This is a genomic window from Corynebacterium sp. UMB10321 (assembly GCF_030228725.1).
In the GTDB taxonomy this organism is placed as follows: Bacteria; Actinomycetota; Actinomycetes; order Mycobacteriales; family Mycobacteriaceae; genus Corynebacterium; species Corynebacterium pseudogenitalium.
In genome coordinates this window covers 103779-118721 of record NZ_JASOZC010000004.1, presented here as the reverse complement: position 1 = coordinate 118721, position 14943 = coordinate 103779, and the positions used below count along the sequence as shown (strand labels likewise).

General features: G+C 61.8%; 15 protein-coding genes. 6 read left to right on the top strand and 9 right to left on the bottom strand.

Annotated features, from left to right (window positions below; translation table 11 throughout):
* The first annotated feature begins 11 nt into the window (after positions 1–11).
* Entirely contained in the window at positions 12–1193 is a 1182-nt protein-coding gene (locus QP752_RS05875) for an N-acetylmuramoyl-L-alanine amidase (RefSeq protein ID WP_284804844.1), read from the top strand.
* On the opposite strand, the gene QP752_RS05870 is transcribed toward QP752_RS05875, so the two are convergent.
* From QP752_RS05870 to rpmH, 7 genes are all read right to left on the bottom strand, one after another.
* Entirely contained in the window at positions 1194–2288 is a 1095-nt protein-coding gene (locus QP752_RS05870) for a ParB/RepB/Spo0J family partition protein (protein WP_284804843.1), read from the bottom strand. It abuts the gene before it with no gap.
* 2 nt (positions 2289–2290) lie between these two features.
* The gene (locus QP752_RS05865; RefSeq protein ID WP_070363382.1) at positions 2291–3172 is read right to left on the bottom strand and encodes a ParA family protein; all 882 of its coding nucleotides are present in this window, start codon (positions 3170–3172) and stop codon (positions 2291–2293) included.
* Positions 3173–3192: 20 nt separating this feature from the next.
* Positions 3193–3810 (bottom strand): 16S rRNA (guanine(527)-N(7))-methyltransferase RsmG, encoded by a 618-nt coding sequence (gene rsmG / locus QP752_RS05860; protein ID WP_284804841.1) that lies wholly within the window; start codon positions 3808–3810, stop codon positions 3193–3195.
* 92 nt (positions 3811–3902) lie between these two features.
* Complete coding sequence (gene yidC, locus QP752_RS05855) at positions 3903–4883, bottom strand: membrane protein insertase YidC (protein ID WP_070363380.1); 981 nt, start codon at positions 4881–4883, stop codon at positions 3903–3905.
* Between the two features lie 23 nt (positions 4884–4906).
* Positions 4907–5209, bottom strand: coding sequence for a membrane protein insertion efficiency factor YidD (gene yidD / locus QP752_RS05850; RefSeq protein WP_071573183.1), 303 nt, complete (start codon positions 5207–5209; stop codon positions 4907–4909).
* Positions 5188–5559, bottom strand: a complete 372-nt coding sequence (gene rnpA / locus QP752_RS05845) for a ribonuclease P protein component (RefSeq protein ID WP_284804839.1) — start codon at positions 5557–5559, stop codon at positions 5188–5190. The genes yidD and rnpA overlap by 22 nt, the downstream gene beginning before the upstream one ends.
* 21 nt (positions 5560–5580) lie before the next feature.
* Positions 5581–5718: a 50S ribosomal protein L34 gene (gene rpmH / locus QP752_RS05840; protein ID WP_070478313.1), complete on the bottom strand. Its 138-nt coding sequence runs from the start codon at positions 5716–5718 to the stop codon at positions 5581–5583.
* A gap of 881 nt (positions 5719–6599) precedes the next feature.
* On the opposite strand from rpmH, the gene dnaA reads away from it, so the two are divergent.
* The 5 genes from dnaA to gyrB all read left to right on the top strand — a co-directional run bounded on the left by dnaA (position 6600) and on the right by gyrB (position 13940).
* On the top strand, positions 6600–8123 hold the full coding sequence (gene dnaA / locus QP752_RS05835; RefSeq protein WP_284804837.1) for a chromosomal replication initiator protein DnaA: 1524 nt from the start codon (positions 6600–6602) through the stop codon (positions 8121–8123).
* Positions 8124–8843: 720 nt separating this feature from the next.
* Positions 8844–10049, top strand: a complete 1206-nt coding sequence (dnaN, locus tag QP752_RS05830; RefSeq protein ID WP_177224269.1) for a DNA polymerase III subunit beta — start codon at positions 8844–8846, stop codon at positions 10047–10049.
* Positions 10050–10058: 9 nt separating this feature from the next.
* Positions 10059–11237 carry a DNA replication/repair protein RecF gene (recF, locus tag QP752_RS05825; protein ID WP_284804836.1) on the top strand — a complete coding sequence of 393 codons (1179 nt, stop codon included), beginning with the start codon at positions 10059–10061 and terminating at the stop codon, positions 11235–11237.
* Positions 11221–11823 (top strand): DciA family protein, encoded by a 603-nt coding sequence (locus QP752_RS05820; protein ID WP_256008437.1) that lies wholly within the window; start codon positions 11221–11223, stop codon positions 11821–11823. Before recF ends, QP752_RS05820 begins: the two co-directional genes overlap by 17 nt.
* A gap of 77 nt (positions 11824–11900) precedes the next feature.
* Positions 11901–13940, top strand: a complete 2040-nt coding sequence (gene gyrB / locus QP752_RS05815; RefSeq protein ID WP_070478306.1) for a DNA topoisomerase (ATP-hydrolyzing) subunit B — start codon at positions 11901–11903, stop codon at positions 13938–13940.
* On the opposite strand, the gene QP752_RS05810 is transcribed toward gyrB, so the two are convergent.
* Complete coding sequence (locus tag QP752_RS05810) at positions 13937–14386, bottom strand: hypothetical protein (protein ID WP_070478304.1); 450 nt, start codon at positions 14384–14386, stop codon at positions 13937–13939. The genes gyrB and QP752_RS05810 overlap by 4 nt on opposite strands.
* Positions 14387–14544: 158 nt before the next feature.
* A complete protein-coding gene (locus tag QP752_RS05805; protein ID WP_252931816.1) occupies positions 14545–14931 on the bottom strand; it encodes a hypothetical protein in 387 nt (128 codons plus the stop codon).
* Positions 14932–14943 lie beyond the last annotated feature (12 nt).

Sequence of the window (14943 nt, the reverse complement as noted above, 5' to 3'; positions counted from 1 at the left end):
AAAGGTGCCCAGTGGGTGACATTCTCCGCGTAGGTGATTCGAGTGCTCGCGTGGCCGAGGCGCGTGCGACGCTTGCGCGTTTGGGCATGTTGGAGGACTTCGATGGGGACATCGAGGACTTCAACTCGCGGCAGTTCACTCCCGACGAGATGCTTTTCGACGCCCCTTTGGCGGAGTCCGTGAAAGCATTTCAGCAGTCGCGGGGAATTATGCCGACTGGCGCTATCGATGACTTGACGTTGCGTGAGCTGCGTGAGGCGTCGTATACGTTGGGGGCGCGTGTGTTGCAGTACCAGCCGAATCAGGAGTTGGTGGGCGACGACGTGGGGCAGTTGCAGACGCAGCTGCATGAGCTGGGGTTTTATTCGGATCGTGTGGATGGGCGGTTCGGTCCGCGCACGCACGAGGCCGTGATGAATTACCAGCTGAATTCGGGCTTGGAAGACGATGGGGTGTGTGGCCCGGATACGTTGCACGCGTTGAGTCTGTTGGGCCGCCGGATTACGGGCGGTTCGGCGCACGCGATTCGCGAGCGTGAGCATGTGCGCGCGGCTGGCCCGCAGTTGGCGGGCAAACGCGTGGTGATTGATCCGCATCTTGGTGGTGCGGATAAGGGCGCGCTTGTCGACGGCCCCTTCGGCCAGATCACGGAGGAGGAGATCCTGTGGGATTTGGCGCAGCGCGTGGAGGGCCGCATGATTGCGGCTGGTGTGGAGACGATTATTTCGCGTCCGCGTGGTGATAATCCGTCGTGTAAGGAGCGCGCCGATCTGGCGAACGGCTTCGACGCCGACTTGGTGATTTCCCTGCAGTTAGACCGTTATGCCAATGAGAAGGCGAATGGTGTGGCGACGTTCTACTTCGGTTCGGAGAACGGGACGTCGTCGATGACGGGGGAGACGCTGTCGGGCTATATTCAGCGTGAGATTGCGGCGAGGACGTCGCTACGGAATTGCTGGAATCATGCCCGGACGTGGGAGATGCTGCGGATGACGCGGATGCCGTCGGTGGAGATCGTGGCTGGCTATGTCACGAATCCGCACGATGTTGAGGTGGTGACGGATCCGCAGCAGCGTGACGCGATCGCGGAGGCGATTGTGGTGGCGGTGAAGCGCCTGTACTTGCTGGATTCTGATGACCAGCCGACAGGCACCTACTCTTTCCAGGACTTGCTCCGCCAGGAGCACCTGTAGTTAATCGGTGCCCTGGATGAGGCCCATGATGCGCTCGAAGTCCTGACGGTCGCCGAATTCGACGACGATTTTGCCTTTTCGTTTGCCCATGGTGACGGAGACTTTGGTGTCCCATTCGTCGGCGAGTTGGTCGGCGGCCCGGGTGAGGTATTCGGGCTGGGGGACGGGTTCGCGGCGTTTCTTTTGTGGGACGCCGCCTTCGTTATTCATGAGCGTGACGGCTTCTTCGGTGGCGCGGACGCTTAAGCCCTCGGAGACGATGCGTTCGGCGAGCAGGGTCTGGCCGTTGGAGGTCAGGGCGTCGCTGCCGAGCTTGAGGCCGAGGAGTGCGCGGGCGTGGCCCGCGGAGAGCACGCCGGCGGCGACGCGGCGCTGCACCGGCACCGGGAGGCGCAGGAGACGGATCGCGTTGGTGATCACCGGGCGGGAGCGGCCGAGTTTGTCGGCGAGTTGCTCCTGGGTGACGCCGAACTCTTCGAGGAGCTGCTGGTAGGCGGCGGCTTCTTCGAGTGGGTTGAGTTGGACGCGGTGGATGTTCTCCAGGAGGGCGTCGCGAAGCATGTCCTGGTCGGAGGTTTCGCGGACGATGGCCGGGATGTGTTTCAGGCCGGCTTTGGAGGCGGCGCGCCAGCGGCGCTCGCCCATGATGAGCTCGAAGCCTTCTGGGGTGTCGCGGACGACGATGGGCTGCAGCAGGCCGAACTCGCGGATGGAGTGGACCAGCTCGTTAAGGTCGTCTTCGTCGAAGACCTGGCGGGGCTGCTTCGGGTTCGGGATGATCTGCCCGACCGCGATTTCCTGGTAGCGCGCGCCGACCGGCACCGGCTGGATGACGTTCTCTGGCGTGGCGCCGACGGTTGGCGCGCCCGCAACCTTGGGCCGCTTTCCGCGCGGCGGAAGCTTGTCGCCGCCACCGGAAGCCCCGGAAGCCCCGGAAGCCCCGGAAGCCCCGGCGGCGCCGGCTGCGCCGAAGATCACGTCGGAGGCTTTGCCGCCGATGCCGCCGGTTTTGCCGGTTTTGTCGGTCGCGGCTGGTGCCTGCGGGATGAGTGCTGCTAGTCCGCGGCCGAGGCCGCCTTTACGCTCTTGTGCCATGGTTATTCCTCGCCCTCGTCAAGTTGTTGGGCCACCTGGGGGCTGACGCCGATGGGCCCCGTGGTGGCGTGTGGTTGGTAGTCGCCGCGTGTTGCCAGTTCGCGGGCGGCGTCGTAGTAGGCCAGCGCTCCGCTGGAGAGTGGGTCGTAGTCGATGACGGTTTGGCCGTAGCCTGGCGCCTCGGAAACCTTCACGGAGCGCGGGATGACGTTGCGCAGCACCACTTCGCCGAACTGGTTGCGCACTTCGCCGGCAACGTCCGCAGCGAGGCGCGTGCGGGCGTCGTACATGGTGAGCACGATCGCGGAGATGTGCAGGTTGTGGTTGAGGTGCTCGCGGATCATGCCGATGTTGCCGAGCAGCTGGCCGACGCCCTCAAGCGCGTAGTACTCGCACTGGATGGGGATCATGACTTCGTCGACGGCGGTCATGGCGTTGATGGTGAGCAACCCGAGTGATGGCGGGCAGTCGATGAAGACGTAGTCGAAGTTGTGTTCTTCGAGGAAGCCGCGCCGGATGGCGTCGTGCAGCCGGTATTCGCGGCGCACCATGGACACCAGCTCGATTTCGGCACCGGCGAGGTCGATGGTGGCAGGGATGCAGTAGAGGTTCTCGTTGTTGGCGTGCGCCTGCAGTGCTTCCTCGGGCGTTGCTTCGCCGATGAGGACTTCGTAGCTGGAGGTGGTGCCGGAGGTGTGCTCGGCGCCGAGCGCGGTGGAGGCGTTGCCCTGCGGGTCCAGGTCGATGACGAGGACGCGCATGCCTTGGCGGCTCAGTGCCGACGCCATGTTCACCGATGTCGTCGTCTTGCCGACGCCGCCCTTCTGGTTCGCAACGGTGAACACGCGGGTGTGCGCGGGGCGTTGCAGCGTGGCGTTGTCCATGCTGGTGGTGTTCCTTTCCGCTATTTCCGCACGATTCGGATGAGGGTGGTCGGCTGGTCGAGGACGTCGGCGCCAACCTGGAAAATGTTCGGCGTGATCCCCCCGGCTTTCTTAATCGCCCGCGCGTCGCGTGCGAGTTCTTCTGCAACACTAGCGCCTTTCAGTGCCAACATCGAGCCCCCGTGGCGGACCAGTGGCAGGCTCCAGCCGGCCAGCTTGCCCAGGGGTGCGACGGCGCGGGAGGTAACCACGTCGAACTGCCCGCCGGGCTGTTCCTCGGCGCGGCCGCGGACGACGGTAACGTTGTCCAGTCCCAACTCGTTTTTGACCTCGGCGAGGTACGTGGAGCGCTTCAGCAGCGGCTCGATGAGGGTAAAGGAGACGTCGGGGCGGGCGATGGCCAGTGGGATGCCGGGCAGCCCTGCGCCGGAGCCGATGTCGGCGACGGTGGTGGCGTCGTCAAGTGCTTCGGAGACCACCGCACAGTTGAGGATGTGCCGTTCCCACAGGCGGCTGACTTCTTTGGGGCCGATGAAGCCGCGCTCGGCGGCGGTTGTGGCGAGCGATTCGTGGTAGGCCTCGGCGAGCGGCAGGCGATCGCCAAAGATGGTGGCGGCTGCTGTGGGCTGTTCTGACACGGCTGTGTACTCCTTTGAATTTTTAGTCTGGCATCGACTCTAGTAAAAGTAACGCCCCCAGCAAACACTTGCTGGGGGCTGGGGGCTACCGGTTACTTGCCTTGCTGCTTGCGCTGCTTCTTGCTGCGCTTGTCCACCTTGCGGGCACCGACAACGGGAGCGGAGGCGCGCTTGGCTTCCGCCTTGGCGCGTTCCTCGGCCTCTTCCTCGGCGTCCATCTTGGCAAAGACGATGCGGGTCTGGAAGAAGGTCCACACGTTGTTGGCCAGCATGTAGAACAGCAGGCCGATGTGCCACAGGAAGCCGGACGCGATGATCATGACCGGGAAGACCCAGAGCATCATCTTGTTCATCATCTGCATCTGCTGTTCCATCATGGCGGCGTTGTCACCGGACGGGGAGTTGACCTTGCCGGCGGCGCGGCGTGCGGCCTGACGGTTCATGGACATCCGGGCGTTGAGGTGGGTGAACGTCGCGGAGATGAGCACGAGCGGCAGGCACACCATGATGATGTTGGCGCGGGTGAAGTCCAGGCCGGTGAACGCCGCGAAGGCGTCTTCTGGCATGGACATGTACGCGGAGAGCGGCACGCCGAAGAAGTCGGCGTCCAGGAAGGAGCGGACGTCTTCTGGGGAGAACGCGTAGTTGGCCAGGTTGCGGTTTTCTTCAACGCTCAGTCCCAGCTGGTTGGGGCCGGTGCCGGTGCGGTTGAAGGAGCGCAGCACGTGGAACAGGCCGATGAACACGGGCATCTGCGCCAGCGGGACGATGCACGAGGCGAGCGGGTTGGTACCCATCTCCTTGTACAGCTTCTGCGTCTCTTCCGCCATTTTCTGCTGGTCGTTCTTGTATTTTTGGCGGATTTCCTGCATCTTCGGCTGCATTTCCTGCATCTTGCGCATGGACCGCATTTGGTTGACCATGGGCTTGACCAGCAGGGTTCGCAGGGTGAAGGTGAGGAAGACGATGGACAGGATCCATGACAACGCCGAGTCTGGCGAGAGGATGAAGCCGAATACTTTGTGCCAGAACCACAGCACCCAAGAAATCGGCCAGTAGATGAAATTCAGCACTTTGGGGTGTTTCTCCTCGTTGGTTACTTGGTGGTCGTTCCTGTGGACGCGTCCGTACCGCTGCCGGGTACTGGGTCGAACCCGCCGGGGTGCCAGGGCCCACATTTACAGACGCGGGCCACGCTGAGCAGGGTGCCTTTGATGGCACCGTGTCGCGCGACCGCTTCGAGTGCGTAGGCGCTGCACACTGGCATGAAACGACACGTCGCACCCATCTTAAGGGGTGAGAGGTACTTTTGGTAGCAGCGTACGGCCTTCACGAGTGCCCGCGCGGCCGCGGTTGGTGGTGCGGGGATGCGTTGGCCTAGGAAGTTGTAGTACGCCATTTGTCCAGGGCTTTGCGCAGCGCGGCGTCGTAGTCGTGTGCGAGTTGCGCGCTCGTGGCGGTGGCTGAGGCGGGCAGGGCTCTCACCACGACGTCGTGGTGCAGCTCCAGCTTCTCGACGCCCCCTCGCAGCACATGCCGCAGTTTCCGAGACACCGCGTGCCTGGTCACCGCGTTACCGACCTGCTTGGACACGATCAGTCCGAAGCGCGGCCCGCCGTGCAGCGCGACGGCGTCGTCGGCCCGGGAGCGGACGTGGACGATTAAAGTGCGAGACCCCGCGCGCACTCCCTTCCTCATGGTCTGCCGGAAGTCGGCAGATGAGGCGAGTTTGTGCGGGCGGGGTAACACGATGTCGCTGCGCTTCGGCGTTTATGCCGTCAGGCTTGCGCGGCCCTTCTTGCGGCGCGCGGAAACGATTGCGCGGCCGGCGCGGGTACGCATGCGAGCACGGAAGCCGTGCTTGCGTGAACGACGGCGGTTGTTTGGCTGGAAAGTCCGCTTAGACACGGTGGACTCCTTATAAGAGGTCACGACGGCCAGCGGGAACCCGCCGCGGTGTGCGACGCATTCCCTCCCGGGGTAGTAGCCGTCCCGGAATTGCAATGTTCAGGTTGAGATTGCCCGGCCGCGGCGCGTTGTGCGCGTTGACCTGCATGCATCACCTTCGCTGACTCGCCCTGGGTGGGCGGCCCGGTGCACTGCGTAGATGGTGCTCTCAAGCACACCGTGGGCATGTTGCTTCGCGCCCGTAGTGTGACAGACTACGCCAGACTACGCGAAAAACCGCTGGTTGTTCAAATCGACACACCGCCTTTTGCGCCGGGTGGGGCGCAGGTCCATTCGTTTACCCCCGTAATTACAAAGGTGTACTTTCGCGCAGGTGGTTGCATATTTTCGAACACCGGGGGCCGCGCTATCACCGGCCTGACGCGCGATTACTTCCCAACACGCGTACGCAATGTTCGAGATTTCCTGTGAATCACATCCGTGAAACGAGTTATCCACAGGGTTGTGGCGTGCGGGCTGTTAGACATTGCAAGCTCACACCGGGTAACAATGATAAAGCACCACAATTACACACGTTCTTTCTCCACATCGCTGTGGATAACTGTGAACAACAGGTTGAGACTTTGCGGCGTAATTTGTAATTACAGCAGGTCACAGCCGGTAAAAGTTCCGTGAAAAGTTATCCACAGGGGAGGGGAGAGACTGTGGACAACTTACTCACCGAAGTTATCCACAGGTGTGGATAGGTCTGTGGAAGATACTGGTGAGACGCAGGTTTTGGAATTACAAAATCTGTGAAACAGCGGTGGAATGTACGTGAAATTCCACAGTTGTGACGAACGTCACTAAATGACATGTCGGATTAGGAGGAAAGCGGGACGTTGGCAGAGCAAGACATCGAAACGCTATGGCGCACCATCGTCGCTGACCTGCTGGCGCTGTCCGCGCAGCCCAGCTCACAGGTCCCGACGCTCACCCCACAAGAGCGCGCCTACCTCCAGCTCGTCCGCCCAGTCATGCTTGTCGACGGCTACGCCATCCTCTCCGCCCCCCACGCCGCCGCAAAAACGGTCGTGGAGCAGTCCCTCGCGCCGCACATCACGGCGCTACTGGCCTCCCACCTGGGCAAACACTGCACACTCGCCGTCTCGATCCAGGCACCTTCAGCTCCGGAAGCACCTTCAGCGCCACCTGTCCCCGAGGCTGTCGACCCGGCCCACATGACCCCCGGCGAGCAAATCCCAATGGGCCTCGACGAACTCGCCGAGATGCACGCCCGCCAACAGCAACAACACCAGGCGCCGGCGCACCCGACCGTCCCTAAGCGAATCCCCCGCGAAAAGCCTGCCCACGACCCTGAGCGCGAGACCAGCCTGAACCCGAAGTACACCTTTGAGAACTTCGTCATCGGCTCCTCGAACCGCTTCGCCAACGGCGCCGCCGTCGCCGTCGCCGAGAACCCGGCCCGCGCCTACAACCCCCTGTTCATCTGGGGTGGCTCGGGCCTCGGCAAGACGCACCTGCTGCACGCCGCCGGCAACTACGCGCAGGTCCTGCAGCCGAACCTCCGCATCAAGTACGTCTCCTCCGAGGAGTTCACGAACGACTACATCAACTCCGTACGCGACGACCGCCAAGAAAGCTTCAAGCGCCGCTACCGCAACCTCGACATCCTGATGGTCGACGACATCCAGTTCCTCGAGGGCAAGGAAGGTACCCAGGAGGAGTTCTTCCACACCTTCAACGCGCTGCACCAGGCGAATAAGCAGATCATCCTGTCGTCTGACCGCCCGCCGAAGCAGCTCACCACCCTCGAGGACCGCCTCCGCACCCGCTTCGAAGGCGGCCTCATCACCGACGTCCAGCCACCAGACCTGGAGACCCGCATCGCCATCTTGATGAAGAAGGCGGCCGCCGACGGCACGCAGGTCGACCACCAGGTGCTCGAGCTCATCGCCTCACAATTCGAGTCGTCGATCCGCGAGCTCGAGGGCGCCCTCATCAGGGTCTCGGCCTACTCTTCCCTTATCGACGAGCCCATCACCCTCGACGTCGCCCAAGTCGCCCTTCGCGACATCCTCCCCGACGAAGGCGACATCAACATCAACGCCTCCACCATCAAGGAGTACGCCGCCGAGTACTTCAACGTCACGATGGACCAGCTCATCGGCGCAGGTAAAACCCGCCAGGTGGCGCACGCCCGCCAGATCGCGATGTACCTGTGCCGCGAACTCACCGAACTCTCCCTCCCCAAGATCGGCGACGAGTTCGGCGGCAAGGACCACACCACCGTGATGTACGCGGACCGCAAGATCCGCAAGGAGATGACGGAGAACCGCGGCACCTACGACGAAATCCAGGAACTGACCCAAATCATCAAGGCCCGCGCCCGCACCCTGCGCTAACTTTCGTCGCTCTCGGCGTCGCCCGCACCAAATTCCCTCACGCACCCCCAGCGACCTGGGGAAACACAAGCCCGACTCCCCAAATCCCGGAATTTGGTGCCCCACCTGGTCTCTCAGTGCCAAAAGACGCACCCACTTTTGCCTAGCCCTTTTTCTGCCAGGCACTTTGAACACCTAGTCCATATCAGATTGCGACATTTGGCACTCCCACCTCCCGCACCCTAAAAATCCATCCACAGACTTATCCACACCTGTGTAATTACACCGCTGTAATTCACATTTAGGGGCAAAACACCTAAGTGACCCCCACCACAAAGAGACCCACATCACACACCACAGGCCTTGTGGATAACGTGTGAATCCCCAGTGGACAACCCTTCCTGAGTTGTGCACAGATCAAATGACAGAAAATCTATCCACAAGCGCTCAGAGTTATCCACATTTCTTCCACAGGCAATTGCACACCCTGTTTTCGCGCTCCGACCACGGCGAATTCATGTAATTCCACAGATTGCACAGGACTTATTGTTGTTCCCAAGGTTTTTACTTGTAATTCCTAGAGTAGAAAGGGGAGCTGTGCAGAACGGCGCACAAACGACCAACGCCCCAAAAAGCCATGAGCCAGGCGTGTGAAAACTCGAATGACAAAAAGCCCGTCCCCGCCTAAAGTGAGAACGTAATTACAAGAATCTCTACGTACTGCAAGGAGCCCGTGTCACTATGGCGGACATCCAAGACAACTTGAATTCCAACGTTTCCTTCCGCGTGCACAAGGAGGACCTGTCGGACGCGGTGGCGTGGGTTGCTCGGATGTTGCCTACGAAGAACACGCAGCCGATTCTTCGCGCGGTGTTGATTACGGCGTCGGATGAGGGTTTGGAGTTCGCGGGCTTCGATTATGAGGTGTCGTCGCGGGTGCGGATTGCGGCTGAGGTGGATACGCCTGGTCGCGTGGCGGTGGCGGGCAAGTTGTTGTCTGACATTGTTGCGAATATGCCGAATCAGCCGGTTGAGGTTTCTACGAGTGACACAAAGTTGCTTCTCGACGGCGGCTCCGCCCACTTCGAGCTGCCTTTGATGCCGTTGGACGATTATCCGCAGTTGCCGCAGTTGCCTGAGGTGACGGGCACGATCGGTTCGGAGGACCTGAGTGGTGCGGTGATGCAGGTGGCTGCCGCGGCGGGTAAGGATGACACGTTGCCGATGCTGACCGGTATCCACATTGAGGTGGAGGGTTCGACGTTGCACTTGACGGCGACGGACCGTTTCCGGTTGGCGTTGCGTTCGTTGGAGTGGTCGCCTGCTGGTGAGGGGGTGCAGGCGAAGCTGTTGGTGCCGGCGAAGACGTTGTTGGATAACGCGCGGACGTTGGATACGCAGTTGGAGGAGCCGGTGCAGATTGCCGTTGGTGGCGTCGATAATGTGGGCGCGGACGGCTTGTTTGGTTTGCATGCGGGCAATCGTGAGACGACGACGCGCATGTTGGATGCGGATTTCCCGAATGTGCAGCCGTTGTTGCCGAAGGCGCATACGTCGATGGCGTCGGTGGAGGTGGCTCCGTTGTTGGAGGCGATTCGCCGTGTGTCGTTGGTGGCGGATCGGAATGCACAGTTGAGGTTGCATTTTTCGGAGGGTCAGGTGACGTTGTTTGCGTCGGGGGCTGATTCGGGTGAGGCGTCGGAGTCGATTCCTGCGCAGTTTGTGGGGGAGGATGAGCTGCTGATTGCGTTTAATGCTGGTTATTTGCGTGATGGTTTGTCGGTGATTGGGACGGATCGTGCGGTGTTTGGGTTTACGGAGTCGTCGCGTCCGGCGATTATGATTCCGGAGCCGGAGTCCTTGCCGGAGAAGGGCGATGATGGGTTGTTCCCGACGCCGGAGACGAATTTCACGTATCTGTTGATGCCGGTTCGCCTGCCGGGCTAGTTTACCGCGATGTACGTTTCGGAGCTTGACCTGCGTGATTTCCGTTCGTGGCGGGAGTTGCATGTGGATTTGGAGCCGGGCGTCACGGTGTTTTCGGGCCGCAATGGGCACGGGAAGACGAACATTGTGGAGGCGGTGCGGTACACGTCGATGCTCGGGAGTCACCGGGTGGCCACGGACGCTCCGCTGATTCATTCGGGGGCGAGTGATGCGCGCGTGTCGGCGACGACGGTGAATGAGGGGCGCGCGCTGACCACCCATGTGCTGATTAAGGCGAGTGGGGCGAATCAGGCGCAGATTAATAGGACGCGGTTGAAGTCGGCGCGTGAGCTGCTGGGTGTGCTGCGGACGGTGATGTTTTCGCCGGAGGATTTGCGGTTGGTGAATGGGGAGCCGGGGGATCGTCGCCGGTTTTTGGATGCGTTGGCGGCGGTGCGTACGCCGCGTCATGGTGGGGTGAAGGCGGATTATGACAAGGTGTTGCGCCAGCGTAATGCGTTGTTGCGTTCGCAGAATATGGCGTTGCGCCGCGGTTATGGGGATGCGGCGGGCGCGGGTGCGTTGAGTACGTTGGATGCGTGGGATGCGCAGTTGGCGCGCTATGGGGCGCAGGTGCTGGCGGGCAGGCTTCTGCTTGTCGACGCCCTCTCCGACCCCATCACGGAGTCCTATGCGTCGGTGGCGCCGGAGTCGCGGGCGGCGTCGGTGGAGTACACGTCGACGTTGGATCGGGCGGTGTTGGAGTTGACGGGGGAGGCGTCGAGGGATCCGCAGGTGTTGGAGGCGGCGATGTTGTCGGAGTTGGGGAGGCGTCGAAAAGAGGATATTGAGCGCGGCTCAACGCTGGTTGGTCCGCATAGGGATGATTTGGTGTTGATGCTGGGTCAGCAGCCGGCGAAGGGGTATGCGTCGCATGGGGAGACGTGGTCGTTTGCGCTGAGTTTGCACTTGGCGGAGTACCGGTTGTTGGCTGGTGAGGGCACGGATCCGGTGCTGATTCTGGATGATGTGTTTGCGGAGTTGGACGCGAAGCGCCGTGAGCGGTTGGTGCACGTGGCGGAGTCGGCGGAGCAGGTGCTGATTACGGCGGCGGTCGGGGATGATTTGCCGGGGAATTTGGATGGGGCGGTGACGGCGCGGTATCACGTGCGGATGGAGGAGGGGGTGTCCCATATTGAGCGAGCGTGACTTGGTGGGCACCACCTTTGATCAGCTGCGGCGCACGGCGAAGCGGCGCGGCGGGCGGTTGCCGGATTTGTCGAAGCAGGGCGTGAGCGTGGTGCCGCGCCGCAGTCAGGGCAAGGGCCGTCCGGTGAAGGATATTACGGTGCCGGGGCTGCACTTTGAGCAGGAGGAGCGCAGGCCGTGGCTGGAGCGGGGCCGTCCGACGGGCAAGGATGGCCGGGCGTTGCCGCGGAGTTACAAGGTGAAGTCGTTTTCGTCGCTGCTGGGTAAGGAGATCCGGAAGCGCGATTGGACGGAGAACATGGCGTATGGCTGGGTGATGGGCAATTGGGAGGGCCTGGTCGGCGCTACGATCGCGGAGCATACGAAGGTGGAGATGATTAAGGATGGCGAGGTCTTCATCACCTGCACGACGACGGCGTGGGCGACGCAGCTGAAGTACATGCAGTCGACGGTGCTGCGCGCGATCGCGGAGAAGGTGGGCCCGGATGTGATCCGGAAGCTGCACATTTATGGGCCGCGGGTGAAGAGTTGGCGCTATGGTCCGCTGCACGTGAAGGGGCGGGGTCCGAGGGACACGTACGGGTAGTCGTGGGGTTTGGTGTCCTGTTTTACGTGTAAGATGGGACGGGTTAATGACATTTTTCAGGAGGAGCGTCTTTTCCAGTGGCTGATCAACAACCTCATTATGACGCGTCGTCGATTACTATCCTCGAGGGCCTTGAGGCCGTCCGGAAGCGCCCAGGTATGTACATTGGGTCGACCGGTGAGCGTGGCCTGCACCACTTGGTGTGGGAGGTCGTGGATAACTCGGTCGATGAGGCGATGGCGGGCTATGCCGATCGCGTCGATGTGACTCTGCTCGCGGATGGCGGCGTAGAGGTCGTCGATAATGGTCGTGGTATTCCGGTGGAGATGCACCCGTCTGGTGCGCCGACGGTGCAGGTCGTGATGACGCAGCTGCACGCGGGCGGTAAGTTCGACTCGGAGTCGTACGCGGTGTCGGGTGGCTTGCACGGTGTGGGTATTTCCGTGGTGAACGCGCTGTCCACGCGCGTGGAGGCGGACATTAAGCGCGATGGCAAGCACTGGTACCAGCGGTTTGTGGACGCGCAGCCGGAGCCTCTGGAGGAGGGCGGCAATGCCCGCGGCACGGGTACGGCGATTCGTTTCTGGCCGGACCCGGAGATTTTTGAGACCACGGAGTTTAAGTGGGACACGATCGCGCGTCGTCTGCAGGAGATGGCGTTCCTGAACAAGGGCCTGACCATCACGCTGAAGGATGAGCGCGTCTCCGAGGAGGAGCTTGAGCTCGAGGCGATCGCGGAGGAGGGTGAGACGGCCGCTGCGGTTGGCTCGGACTCGTTTGACGACGCCACCGAGGGTGACACATCTGCTGCCCCGAAGAAGCGCGAGAAGAAGGTCACGTACCACTACCCGGATGGCCTGATTGATTACGTCAACTACCTGAATAAGTCGAAGACGGCGATCCACCCGACGATCGTGGGCTTTGACCAGAAGGGTGACGGCCTTGAGGCTGAGGTGGCGATGCAGTGGAACAGCTCGTTTAAGGAGTCTGTGCACACGTTCGCGAACACCATTAATACGCATGAGGGCGGTACGCACGAGGAGGGTTTCCGTGCGGCGTTGACCACGCTGATGAACCGCTACGCGCGTGACCATAAGCTGCTGAAGGACAAGGAGCCGAACCTCACTGGTGATGACTGCCGTGAGGGTCTCGCGGCCGTGGTGTCTGTCCGCGTGGCGGACCCGCAGTTTGAGGGCCAGACGAAGACGAAGCTCGGCAATACCGAGGTGAAGGGCTTCGTGCAGCGCGCCGTGAACGAGAATCTGTCGGATTGGTTTGATGCCAACCCGGCGGAGGCGAAGGCCATTATTTCGAAGGCTGTGTCGTCGTCGCAGGCGCGTCAGGCGGCGCGCAAGGCGCGTGACTTGGTGCGTCGTAAGTCGGCGACGGACTTGGGTGGCCTGCCGGGTAAGTTGGCGGACTGCCGTTCGAAGGACCCGAAGCTGTCCGAGCTGTTCATTGTTGAGGGCGACTCAGCAGGTGGTTCGGCGAAGCAGGGCCGCGACTCGATGTACCAGGCGATTCTCCCGCTGCGCGGCAAGATCCTGAACGTGGAGAAGGCCCGCATGGACCGCGTGTTGAAGAACGCGGAGGTCCAGGCGATCATCACCGCGCTGGGTACGGGTATTCACGAAGAGTTCGACATTTCGAAGCTGCGCTACCACAAGATTGTGCTGATGGCGGATGCTGACGTCGACGGCCAGCACATCGCGACGCTGCTGCTCACCCTGCTGTTCCGCTTCATGCCGGAGCTCATCGAGGAGGGCCACGTCTATCTGGCGAACCCGCCGCTCTACAAGCTGAAGTGGGCGAAGGGCGAGCCTGGCTACGCCTTCTCCGACGCGGAGCGTGACCAGTTGCTCGCGGAGGGCCTGGAGGCCGGCCGTAAGATCAACACGGATGACGGCATCCAGCGCTACAAGGGTCTGGGTGAGATGAACCCGAGCGAGCTGTGGGAGACCACGCTTGACCGGGATCACCGTATTCTGCGTCGCGTTGATGTGGAGGATGCCCAGCGCGCTGATGAGCTGTTCAGCATCCTGATGGGCGATGATGTGGCGGCTCGCCGCTCCTTCATCACCCGCAAGGCGAAGGACGTCCGCTTCCTGGACGTCTAGCCTTCCATCTGCTTTTCGACGACCTCTCCGATCCGCGGCAACGCAGGCCCCACAATTTTGGCGGCCTTGCTGCGGAAGGTGGCGTAGATCTTCTGTACGCCGGCTGGCATGGAGTCGCGGAGGTTGTCGCCGAGTGAGACGAGTTCTGTGACCACGTCGTCTTCGTGTTGTGCGAGGTATTCGCCAAAGGCGGCGTGGTCGCTGTTTTTGTAGTCTTCCCAGCGGGGGTTGAGCTGCTCGAGCAGCTGGGGGAGTACGGTGTTGATGCCTTTGTGCAGGATCCGGGCGTCGACTTTCTTTACGCCCGCGATTGCGGAGCGCAGCGCCATGCCGGTGAGTCCGCTTTGGTCTGCGACGGTCTGGTCGACCACTCCGGCGAGCGCGTCGACGATTCCTGGGCGGCGCCCATTGTGCAGCAGTGCGTTGAGTCCTTGTGGTGTTTCCATGCCGTTGATTGTATGACAAATGCGACCTGCCCCCCGGCAGGTCGCATTGTTACGTTGAGCGTTGCGGCTCTTCCGCCACAGCAGTCACACAGGACACTGTAACCACAACAGGAACAAACTTATCATGAGTCACAGCGGTTACATATTTGGGGTGGGGTTTAGACCTTGGGCAGCATCTTCTGCAGCTCGTTGAGGTCGATCTTGGAGAAGTCGAAAATACGGTTACCCTGGGAGGATCCCATCACGCCCGAGAGTCCTGCCTGGCGCGCGAGGTCATCGACGGCTGCGCGCAGAGGGGGGACGGCGTCGACAATTACTTGGCCAACCAGCAGGGTGAGCAGCGCCGCGATGGTCAGCGAGACCGGCGCCGAGCCCGTGTATGCGCTGCCGAGCGGTGGCTGCTTTGGTGGGGTGACGGTCGGCGTGATCACCGGCGTCGGTTTGGAGGATCCGGAGGACCCCGATGGAGCGGTGGTGGCTTGCGGCGCGACGATCAGCGACGCCGCGACCCCGCCGGCGAGGACGATAGCACTCATTTTCTTCATAGTGCTTAGAAT